This window comes from uncultured Formosa sp. (genome assembly GCF_947500765.1).
In the GTDB taxonomy this organism is placed as follows: Bacteria; Bacteroidota; Bacteroidia; order Flavobacteriales; family Flavobacteriaceae; genus Formosa.
Genome location: NZ_CANMTH010000011.1, coordinates 49,254 through 61,165, shown reverse-complemented (window position 1 = coordinate 61,165; position 11,912 = coordinate 49,254). Strand labels below are relative to the sequence as shown.

Here is an 11,912-nt window from a genome sequence, read left to right as displayed (position 1 = left end):
GTTTAAATATTTATATAAAAATATGCTAACTAAAAAAAATACGTCTTTATTATTATTTATCTGTTTTATATTATTTGTAGGATGTGATGATAAAGCTAGCGTGTCCTTAAGTAATATTCAAAAGTTTAAAGATCATATTTTTGAAGTTTCATCAGGAGTCATTTCAACCAAAGATCACATTAAGATTGTTCTAATTAATCCCATGAAGGATGTGTCTTCAGAGGTAGAGTTAGATCATAGTATTCTTACTATTTCCCCTAAAATTCCGGGGAAAGTAATGGCGCTTAATAATAGAACGATTGCCTTTATCCCTAATGAAAGATTTGATTCTGATACGCGATATACTTTCGAGTTAGATTTAGGAGCATTACAAGATGTTAGTAGTGAATTTAAGACGTTTATTTTCGATGTTAAAACCATAAAACAAGACTTTCAAGTCAATACAAATAACCTGCAAAGCTATTCAAGAGATTGGCAATACTTAAATGGTATTATAAAATCAAGTGATGATATTTTAACATCAACCGCAAAAAAAATAGTTAGAGTAAAACAAAATGGCAAAATTTTACCTGTTAAAATAGAAAATGAGAATAGTGATGGTAAATATTTCAAGTTTAAAATAGATAGTATTCAACGTTTTGAAAAGGATTCTGAAATAGAAATAGAATGGGATGGAAGTAATTTTGATATTGATACGAAAGGTGATTATACTTACGAAATACCAGGGAAAAATAATTTTAAAGTCATTAGTATAAATGTATTTGATGAAGAGAGTAAATACGTAGAAATTAACTTCTCAGATCCTGTTAATAGTAATCAAAATTTAGATGGTTTAATAACTATAGAAGGTGAATACAACCTTTCTTTTTCGACGAACAATAATAGTGTTAAAGTGTATGTTAACGATATTAAAGACACTAAAAAGCTTACTATACACAGAAGTGTAAAAAGTAGTTATGGAAATGCATTAAAAAGTAATGTAACACAAGCTATTACTTTTGAAGAAATAAAACCACAAGTAAGATTATTACAAAACGGAACCATACTTCCCAATTCAGAAAACTTAAAATTTAATTTTGAAGCGGTTAGCCTAAAAGCTGTCGATGTTACAATCATTAAAATTTTTGAAGACAATGTACTACAGTTTTTACAAAACAACGATTTAGGTGGTAGTGACGAACTTTTAAGAGTCGCTAGACCTATAGCTAAAAAAACAATTAATTTAAGTGGTTCTGGCGAGGATCTTTCTAACTGGAAGGCCTATTCTGTAGATTTAAAAGAAATTATAAATCCTGATCCTGGAGCAATTTACAGAGTAGAACTCAGCTTTAAAAAAAGCGATTCAAATTATAAATGTGAGAATGAAGATGATGACCTTATAGAAGAAGAAATTACTAATTATGATCAAGAAGAAGCTGAATTTAGTAATTGGGATTCTTCGTATTATTATGAAGATTATAGTTGGAGAGATTCAGATAATCCATGTGAAAATTCATACTATGTCAATAAAAAGGTTAGCTCAAATATTTTAGCATCTAATATTGGAGTCATTGTAAAAGAAGGTAAGAAACATACATATTTTATTGCGGCTAGTGATATTGTAAATACAAATCCAATTGCAGATGCAGACGTGAAGTTTTATAATTACCAACAACAATTAATTGGTCGTCAAAATACAGACAGTGAAGGGAAATTAACTTTTTCTGCGGGTGCTAAAGCTTATTTTGTAATTGTTACTAAAAATAAAATTAGTACATATGTGAGATTAAATGATGGTAAGGCTTTGTCGGTGAGTAAGTTTGATGTTTCTGGAGCCGAATTAAAGCGTGGTTTAAAAGGGTTTATCTATGGAGAACGAGGGGTTTGGAGACCTGGAGATACCATTCACTTATCATTTATGTTAAATGATAAAAACAATAAATTACCAAAGAATCATCCTGTTAAATTAGAAGTTTTTAATCCATATGGAAACTTATATTTTTCAGAAATAAGTACGCAAGGTTTAAATAATTTTTATCGCTTTAGGGTTCCAACAGATCCAGATGATTATACGGGGTCTTGGATGGCGAAAGTAAGTGTTGGAGGTGCTAATTTTACTAAAGTCTTAAAAATAGAAACGATAAAACCTAATAGGCTAAAAATTAAAACGTCTCTGGATGAAGATTTAATTACTGCCAATAAATTAGTACAAGGAAATCTTGAGGCTTTGTGGTTACATGGCGCCATTGCTAAAGATTTAAAAGCAGACATAACAGTAAGTTTTAATCCTATTAAAACGGAATTTAAAGCATTTCCTGGTTTTGAGTTCGATGATCCAACAAAAACGTTTACCTCTCAAGATAAAGTTGTTTTCGATGGTAAGGTAAATCAAAGTGGTAAAGCGCAATTTACATTTAAACCCAATACAAAAAACAGTCCTGCGGGACTTTTAAGAGCCACATTTCTATCTAAAGTATATGAAGAAGGAGGCGATTTTAGTTCAGATGCTTTTGCCGTAAATTATGCATCGTATACATCTTATGTGGGGTTACTTACCCCAAAAGGAGACGCTTCAAGAAATATGTTACTTACCGATACAAAACATAAGTTTGAAGTGGCTACGGTTGATGCTTATGGAAAACCAAAAGCCGTAAAAAAATTAAAAGTAGCGATCTATAAGGTCAATAGTAATTGGTGGTGGAATGAAGATGAAGATAACTTATCCTCTTTTGATACAAGTTCTAGTAAAAACGAAGAATTTACCACACAAGTTTCTACAGATGCTAGCGGAAAGGGAACATTTGAATTTGAATTGAAATATCCAGAATGGGGACGTTATTTAGTATACGTTACAAATCAAGAATCTGGACATTCAACAGCTAAAATGATATTTGTAGATTGGCCAGGTTGGGCTGGAAAGGCAAGAAAAGGAGATCCGTCTTCTGCAACGATGCTTTCATTTTCTACAGATAAAGACAAATATCAAGTCGGAGAAAAAGCAACAGTTACATTTCCTTCATCTGGTTCTGGTAGAGCATTGGTAACCTTAGAAAATGGAACAGGAGTTCTTAAAGGATTTTGGGTTAAGGCAAGTAAAGGCGATACTAAATTTGAATTGCCTATAACTAAAGAGATGACACCTAATGTGTTTATAAACATTAGTTTATTGCAAAATCATAATAATACAAAAAATGATTTACCAATTAGAATGTATGGTATTACAGGTATAGCTATAGAAAATCCAGAAACAAAGCTTCAGCCTGTAATAAATATGCCAGATGTTTTAGAGCCGGAGGAAGAAGTTACCGTGAAAATTAGTGAAGAAAACGGAAAAGCGATGACGTATTCTATTGCTATTGTCGATGAAGGTTTATTAGACCTTACACGATTTAAAACACCGGACCCTTGGTCTACATTCTATAAAAAAGAAGCCTTAGGTGTAAAAACATGGGATGTGTACGATGAGATTATAGGCGCTTTTGGGGGAAACATTAATCAGGTATTTAGTATTGGTGGTGACGGTATGCTTGCTGGTAGTAAAAATCAGAAAGCAAATAGGTTTAAGCCTGTCGTTATTTATAAAGGCCCTTTTCAATTAGATAAAAATGGCAGTAAGACACATCGTATTAAAATACCTAAATATATTGGTTCTGTTAAAACAATGGTGGTTGCTCATAACCCAGAAACAGAAGCTTATGGAAGTGCAGGAAAAGCCACACCTGTTAGAAAACCATTAATGGTTTTAGCATCTATGGCAAGAAAAGTAGTTCCTGGAGAAAAGGTTAGAATTCCAATCACTGTTTTTGCTTTAGAAAACAAAATTAAAACAGTAAAAGTATCTATTACGTCAAATGATATTTTTAAAGTTATTGGCGCATCTTCTAAAACAATTACATATGCTAGTCCAGACGAAAAAATGGCTTATTTTGATGTAGAAGTGCTTAAAGAAGGGGTTGGAAAAATAGATGTTAAAGTTAGTGGCCATGGAGAACAGGCGTCTTATAATTTAGAATTAAATGCTTTTAATCCAAATCCAGAAAGTATTGAAGCTGTAGATATTGTATTACAACCTAACGCATCACAAACTTTAGATTTTAATACGTTTGGAGTTATTGATACGAATAAAGCACAGTTAGAATTGTCTAGTTTTCAATCTATAGATTTTACAGGTAGATTACAATATTTAATTGCATATCCTCATGGTTGTGTAGAGCAAACAACATCTGGTGCTTTTCCTCAATTATATTTAAATGATGTTTTTAAAATATCTGAGGATAAAAAAGAAGACACTCAAAAAAATATAGAATCTGCTATTGATAGATTATCAAAATTTCAGAAATCAAGTGGTGGTTTTTCGTATTGGCAAAATCAGAATACTGTAAACGATTGGTCTACAAGTTATGTCGGACATTTTTTCCTGGAAGCAGAGAAAAAAGGGTTTGTACTTCCTATTGACTTTAAAACGAAGTGGATAAATTATCAAAAGAAAGCTTCAGAAGGCTGGAGTTCTAACGGTAATCAATTAGCTCAAGCCTATCGTTTATATACACTGGCATTGGCTAGAAATCCAGACAAATCATCAATGAATAGGCTAAGAGAGCTTGCGCTTCAAGGGCAATTAAATGCTTTAGCGAAGTTAAGGCTTGCCGCAACTTATGCCATAACAGGTAAAAAAGAGGTAGCTAAAGCATTAATAGCTGATTATAGTTCTTATGGCGATTTAGAAATTGCGGCTAAAAATGAAAATAATTATGGTTCTGAATTAAGAAACCTAGCGATGTTTTTAGAAACTTATATTGTGTTAGATGACGAATTAAAAGCAAAAGAAATTGCTGATATTATTGCTTCATCATTAACAAGTGAAACCTATATGAGTACGCAAACTACGTCGTATTGCCTTTTAGCCATGTCTAAATATGCTAAGTTTATTGGTGACGATGGTATACGTATGAGTTATAAATTTAATGGTAAAAAACAAGAAACTGTAAATTCTGATAAAGCTATAGTTCTAGATCATTTTAATGTAAATTCGGGTAAGAATACTATTGAAATTAAGAATAATAAAGATAATATTGTTTACGTTCGATTATTAAATAGTGGGATTTTACCAATAGGAAATGAAAAGGTTATTGAGAAAAATATTTCGGTGACTATGAGTTTTACAGATAGATCTGGCAAAACTATTGATGTCAATAAAATTCAGCAAGGCACTAATTTCGTTGCAAATATTACCCTGAAAAATAATAAGCAATTAGCTGTAAATGATGTTGCTTTAAGTGCTTTGTTTCCTTCTGGATGGGAAATTATAAATACAAGGTTTAATCTTAATAATTCTAGAAACAGTAACATTACCTATGAAGATGTACGAGACGATAGAGTTAATTATTACTTTGATTTAAAGTCTAATGAAACGAAAAGCTTTAAAGTCTTGCTTAATGCGTCCTACTTAGGAAGCTATTATTTGCCTGGTATGCAAGTTGAAGCAATGTATGATAATGATTTCTTTGCACGTACAAAAGGACAATGGGTACAAGTAATAGAATAAATGAAGGCTTAGTTAAGCTTAAAATATATTTAAAAAAACATAGGTTTAAGACATTTTTAATAGTTGTTTTAAGCCTATGTTATATGTTTTGTCTTCCTGAAAAACTGTTTATTACGCCCAACTCAACCCTAATAGAAAGTAAAGATGGTGAATTATTGGGGGCATTAATAGCTAGTGACGGACAATGGCGGTTTCCTGATTTAGATGCTGTTCCTGATAAATTTAAATACTGCATCGTTCAATTTGAAGACGAACATTTTTATAAGCATCCAGGTTTTAACCCTGTATCCATGTTCAATGCTTTTAAAGCCAATATAAAAGCAAAAAAAACTGTAAGAGGAGGAAGTACAATAACCCAACAAGTAATAAGACTTTCTAGACAGGGACATAAAAGATCATACTTTGAAAAATTTAAAGAGTTAATTTTAGCAACAAGATTAGAATTTAAATTTTCAAAGGATAAAATTTTAAAAATGTATGTTTCACATGCGCCTTATGGTGGTAATGTGGTTGGTTTAGAAGCTGCTTCGTGGCGGTATTTTAATGTTGCTCCTACAAAATTATCATGGGGACAAAGTGCTATGCTTGCAGTATTACCAAATGCTCCAAGTTTATTATATCCAGGAAAAAATGCCGACTTACTTTTACAAAAACGAAATCGATTATTAAAGAAGTTACTAGAATCTCATATTATCGATCAAACTACTTATAATTTATCTATAGAAGAAGAAATCCCAACCAAACCTAAAAATTTACCTCAACTAGCGCCTCATTTATTACAAAAGGTAGCAAAAAAAAATAGTGGAGAACGCGTAAAAACATCAATAGATCTTGCTGTACAAAAATTAGCACTACAAATAGTAAATAAACATTACACACTACAATCTCAAAATGGAGTATATAATATGGCTGTTCTTATTTTAGATGTAAAAACTAAAAAAGTAATAAGCTATATAGGAAATACATATACAACTAAAGAACACCATAAAGATGTCGATATAATTACGGCTCCAAGAAGTACAGGAAGTATTTTAAAGCCTTTTTTATATATGTCTATGTTAGATGCCGGAGAGCTGTTACCCGAAACCATATTGCCAGATGTTCCAACAACAATTGGTAATTATAAACCTGAAAATTTTACTCTAAAATATTTAGGTGCCGTTTCAGCAAAATTGGCTTTAGCAAAATCACTTAATATTCCCGCTGTAAGAATGTTATATTCATATGGCATAACGCGGTTTTATGATGATTTACAATCACTCTCAATATCAAATATTAATAAAGGAGCAGATCATTACGGGCTGTCATTAATACTTGGAGGAGCAGAAGGTAATTTATGGGATATTTGTGGTGCATATAGTAATCTAGCCTCAACTCTTGTGCATTTTAATTCAAATTCTAGTCAGTATTATTTAAAAGAATTTCAACACCCCAATTATAACAAAGAATTTAATGCTGATTTAGGAGCCTTAACTTTTAATAAATCTCATCTTAACGCAGGTAGTATTTATTTTGGTTTTGAAGCGATGAAAGAACTCAATAGACCGAGTATAGATAATTCTTGGCGTTATTATAATTCTGCACAAGAAATTGCATGGAAAACAGGAACGAGTTATGGAAATAGAGATGCTTGGAGTGTTGGTGTCACTAAAGATTATGTGGTAGGTGTTTGGGTAGGAAATGCTGATGGAGAAGGAAGACCTGGCGTAACAGGTACTAGTGCTGCTGCACCGGTAATGTTTGATGTGTTTGACATACTACCAAAATCGGAATGGTTTTCTACGCCTTATGATGATTTAATTGATGCTAAAATATGTACTAAAAGCGGACAATTAGCTAGTGATATTTGTCCGAGTACACTGCAAAAAATACCTGCTAAAGGTTTAGAAACGTCATTATGTAAGTATCATAAATTAATTCATTTAGATAAAACAAAAACGTATCAAGTCAATACGTCTTGTGAAAAACTTAGTGATATAAATACTGTTTCTCAATTTATTTTACCGCCTTTAATGGCATGGTATTACAAGAAAAATAATGTAGATTATAAAACGGTACCTCCTCTAAGAGAAGGTTGTAAAGGAGAAGTAACAACTGTTATGGCTTTTTCAGAACCAGTAAATACCAATACCATTATAGTGCCTAAAGGAGTTTCTGGCGAACGTAATAAAGTGATTTTTAAAATAGCTCATAATGATGCCAATGCGACTTTGTATTGGTATTTGGATGATACGTTTTTAAAAACGACGACTAATTTTAATGAAGTCGCTATCGATTTAAATATAGGACAACATATTATTACTGTTTTAGACCATTTAGGGAATAGTATTCATAAAAAAATTCTTGTAAAATAAAACACATTTATAATAATGCATTTTCAATATTTAAGGGCCATAATTAGGATGTGTTGTAATGCTCAATAGTAAGTTTACGTATTCTATGTTATAATGATTCTATATAATATTATATTTTTATTACTCATTCACATTTTGTAACTTAGACTAAAATCAAATAACAAAAAAAACAAAATTTTATGGCATTTGACATTGATATGATTAAAGGTGTGTACACCAAAATGGCGGAACGTGTAGATAAAGCACGCGGCATTGTAGGCAAACCGTTAACGCTTTCTGAAAAGATTTTATATTCTCATTTATGGGACGGGACTCCGGATAAAGCATTTACAAGAGGGAAGGACTATGTGGATTTTGCTCCAGATAGGATTGCATGTCAAGATGCGACTGCGCAAATGGCATTATTACAATTCATGCAAGCAGGAAAAGATAATGTGGCTGTACCAACAACAGTACATTGCGATCACTTAATTCAAGCTAAAGATGGAGCGTCTACAGATTTAAAACACGCAAACGATGTAAGTAGCGAAGTTTTTAAGTTCTTAGAGTCTGTGTCTAACAAATACGGTATCGGATTCTGGAAACCAGGAGCAGGTATTATTCACCAAGTCGTTCTAGAAAATTATGCATTCCCTGGTGGGATGATGATTGGTACCGATTCCCATACTGTAAATGCAGGAGGTTTAGGTATGGTAGCTATTGGAGTTGGTGGTGCCGACGCTGTAGATGTTATGGCAGGTATGGCTTGGGAATTAAAATTTCCTAAATTAATAGGTGTGAAGTTAACCGGAAAATTATCGGGTTGGACAGCTCCTAAAGATGTGATTTTAAAAGTAGCCGAAATTCTTACTGTAAAAGGAGGAACAGGTGCTATAGTGGAATATTTTGGTGAAGGCGCAACATCTATGTCTTGTACCGGTAAAGGTACAATCTGTAATATGGGTGCTGAAATTGGGGCAACAACATCAACTTTTGGTTACGACGAATCTATGGAACGTTATTTACGCGCAACAGAGCGTGAAGATGTTGCAGATGCTGCAAATGAAATTAAAGACTACTTAACGGCAGATCCTGAGGTTTATGCAGACCCAAATACATATTTTGATGAGGTTATAGAAATTGATTTATCTGTATTAACACCATTATTAAACGGACCATTTACTCCAGATTTGTCTACGCCTGTTGGAGCTTCAATGACTGAAAAAGCGAAAGCAAACGATTGGCCTTTAAAAGTTGAATGGGGATTAATCGGATCGTGTACCAATTCGTCTTACGAAGATTTATCTCGTGCGTCATCTATAGCCCAACAAGCTTTAGATAAAAACTTAAAAACAAAAGCGGAATTTGGGATTAATCCAGGTTCAGAAAAAGTAAGATATACTACAGAACGTGACGGGATTCTTGAAATTTTCGAGAAATTAGATGCTAAAATCTTTACGAATGCTTGCGGACCATGTATTGGTCAATGGGCAAGATATAGCGATCCTAAAAACGCACCTAAAAACAGTATCATTCACTCGTTTAACAGAAACTTTGCGAAACGTGCCGATGGAAATCCAAATACGCATGCATTCGTAGCGTCTCCAGAAATGGTTGCTGCAATTGCTATTGCCGGGCGTTTAGATTTCAACCCAATGAAAGATAAATTAATTAATGAAGATGGGGAAGAAGTGATGTTCGATGAGCCAACAGGATGGGAATTGCCTCCTAAAGGTTTCGAAGTAAAAGATAATGGCTATTTAGCTCCAGATGAAGATGGTAGTGGTGTCGTTGTTTCTGTATCTCCAACGTCTGAGCGTTTACAATTACTTGAACCATTTACGCCGTTAGGAGATGATATAACAGGTGCTAAATTGTTAATTAAAGCCTTTGGTAAATGTACCACCGACCATATTTCTATGGCTGGACCGTGGTTACGTTTCCGTGGACATTTAGATAATATTTCTAATAACTGTTTAATTGGTGCTGTAAATGCATTCAACCAAAAAACAAATTTTGTTAAAAATCAATTAACGGGAGAATTTGAAGGTGTTCCTGATGCTGCAAGAGCCTATAAAGCTGCAGGTGTAAAAACAATTGTAGTTGGAGATCATAACTATGGTGAAGGGTCTTCTCGAGAACATGCAGCTATGGAACCACGTCACTTAGGTGTCGCTGCTGTGTTAGTAAAATCTTTTGCACGTATACACGAAACAAACCTCAAAAAACAAGGGATGTTAGGTATTACATTTGCTAACGAATCAGATTACGATTTAATTCAAGAAGACGATACGATTAACTTCTTAGATTTAAATGAGTTTGCTCCAGATAAACCGTTAACATTAGAATTTGTTCATGAAAATGGGACTAAAGATATTATTGTAACGAACCATACCTATAACGCGGCTCAAATTGCATGGTATAAAGAAGGTTCTGCATTAAACTTAATTAAAAAAGAGAATGCTGAAAGTTTAAAATAGCGACGAGCTTTCTTATAACTTAGTGTTTTTATAACAAAAAATCTAGTCTGTACAGACTAGATTTTTTTGTTTATAGATTTTTTTTCTATACTAATTTTTAGAACTAATATTTCAACATACTAAGTATTGTTTACCATAGGAATAGGGTGTGATTTATATGGTATTTTAAACTTCAAGTTACCACTTCATAATTTATTAGCACTAGAGTATAAGTATTCAGGTGTCCCTTATTAAAAATTAAAATAAAAAGACATTTAGTAACCACATGTTCCACAATACTAATAAACATTCTAAACTCTACTTTTAATAGAGTTTCATAATCTTTTAAAATAATAGTGTGACTCAACCTATATGGTATGGAATAATTTGAACCTAATTACCATTTCTTAAAAGCTAAAAAAATCCTGTTATATGATTTAGATACAACAGGATTTTTTAGAAAATTATAAACTTGTAGAACACTATTTTTTAAGAATCTTTAAGTTTGCTACTTTGTTGTCTTCTCTAACTTTTACAATATATAATCCAGAAGTTAACCCACTCATATCAACAGAGTTTCCATATGTTCTTATAATTGCTTTCCCGGTGATATCAAATACACTAATATTTAAGGCGCTATTACTTGTGGTTTTTATATTTAAAAAGTCTTCTACAGCATTTGGGTAAGCTTTAAGTTCATGCTCTTCAAAAGCCACATCTCCTATATTAAGATAAGTACCACCATAAATTAATAAGATTTCTTCTGCAGTAAGCACTTCGTCATACACTCTAAGATCATCTATGCCACCGCCGTCAAACCATTTTTGACTATTGTTTCCTCTTGTGGCTATATACACTAAATCTTCGTCTGTATTAAAGCCAACAGAGTCTGAATTGCTACCACCATTGTTGGTAACAGCTTCTCCATCTATATAAAAAATAATGGCATCTAACGTTGCTCCAGCAGCATAAGTAAATGCCACGTGATGCCAATTACCATCTTCTAAATTTGAATTTGAGCTAGTGTCGTAATTACTGTTAACATTACCTCCTCCTACAGCTATTTGAATTCGATCATTAGCAGCAGCAAAAGACCAAGTCACTCTTCCTTGAGAGCTAGAACTTGGGTCGCCCATATTCATTATACAATAGGACCCGTCTGTATCTGAATTTATATCATCAAATCTAATCCAAGCAGCGAAAGTACGAGCATTACTACCTGTAATAGCGAACTTTGTTGTGCTTTCAATTTGTACAGAAGACGTATTATCAATTAAACTATTATCATCACTTTCAGTGTAACTTGAGAAATCTATAGCATAACTACCTTCTTTAGTGTTACTACTGTTATAATTTATTGCGATATCAGGATCGGAAACTTCAAAGCTAATACCAGCAGCTTCTGTAGTACTGGCATTTAAATTATTTTCAAATTGTACATGTAAAAAAGCATCTGGATCTTGTGCATATACGCTTGCAAGTGTTAAAGATAACACTGCTGTTAAAGATAATTTTTTAAGTAATTTTTTCATCATAAATCTATTTATAGGATTATTATTACTTAATTTCAAAAAAACAAATAGAGATTAATTATTT

Annotated in this window: 4 protein-coding genes; 3 read left to right on the top strand and 1 reads right to left on the bottom strand. The window is 32.6% G+C overall.

Annotated elements, in window-relative coordinates:
* Positions 1 to 22: 22 nt before the first annotated feature.
* From Q1B05_RS16005 to Q1B05_RS15995, 3 genes are all read left to right on the top strand, one after another.
* Complete coding sequence (locus tag Q1B05_RS16005; RefSeq protein WP_299781976.1) at positions 23 to 5,524, top strand: MG2 domain-containing protein; 5,502 nt, start codon at positions 23 to 25, stop codon at positions 5,522 to 5,524.
* An 83-nt stretch (positions 5,525 to 5,607) separates the two neighbouring features.
* The gene (gene pbpC / locus Q1B05_RS16000; RefSeq protein WP_299781974.1) at positions 5,608 to 7,878 is read left to right on the top strand and encodes a penicillin-binding protein 1C; all 2,271 of its coding nucleotides are present in this window, start codon (positions 5,608 to 5,610) and stop codon (positions 7,876 to 7,878) included.
* 179 nt (positions 7,879 to 8,057) lie between these two features.
* Positions 8,058 to 10,337, top strand: a complete 2,280-nt coding sequence (locus Q1B05_RS15995; protein ID WP_299781972.1) for an aconitate hydratase — start codon at positions 8,058 to 8,060, stop codon at positions 10,335 to 10,337.
* Between the two features lie 461 nt (positions 10,338 to 10,798).
* On the opposite strand, the gene Q1B05_RS15990 is transcribed toward Q1B05_RS15995, so the two are convergent.
* Positions 10,799 to 11,851, bottom strand: coding sequence for a LamG-like jellyroll fold domain-containing protein (locus tag Q1B05_RS15990; RefSeq protein WP_299781971.1), 1,053 nt, complete (start codon positions 11,849 to 11,851; stop codon positions 10,799 to 10,801).
* Positions 11,852 to 11,912: the final 61 nt, after the last annotated feature.

Bases quoted from the DNA above. Each gene is read 5' to 3' on its own strand.
- Q1B05_RS16005 (WP_299781976.1), top strand. From the start codon at position 23: ATGCTAACTAAAAAAAATACGTCTTTATTATTATTTATCTGTTTTATA.
- pbpC (WP_299781974.1), top strand. From the start codon at position 5,608: ATGTTTTGTCTTCCTGAAAAACTGTTTATTACGCCCAACTCAACCCTA.
- Q1B05_RS15995 (WP_299781972.1), top strand. From the start codon at position 8,058: ATGGCATTTGACATTGATATGATTAAAGGTGTGTACACCAAAATGGCG.
- Q1B05_RS15990 (WP_299781971.1), bottom strand. From the start codon at position 11,851: ATGATGAAAAAATTACTTAAAAAATTATCTTTAACAGCAGTGTTATCT.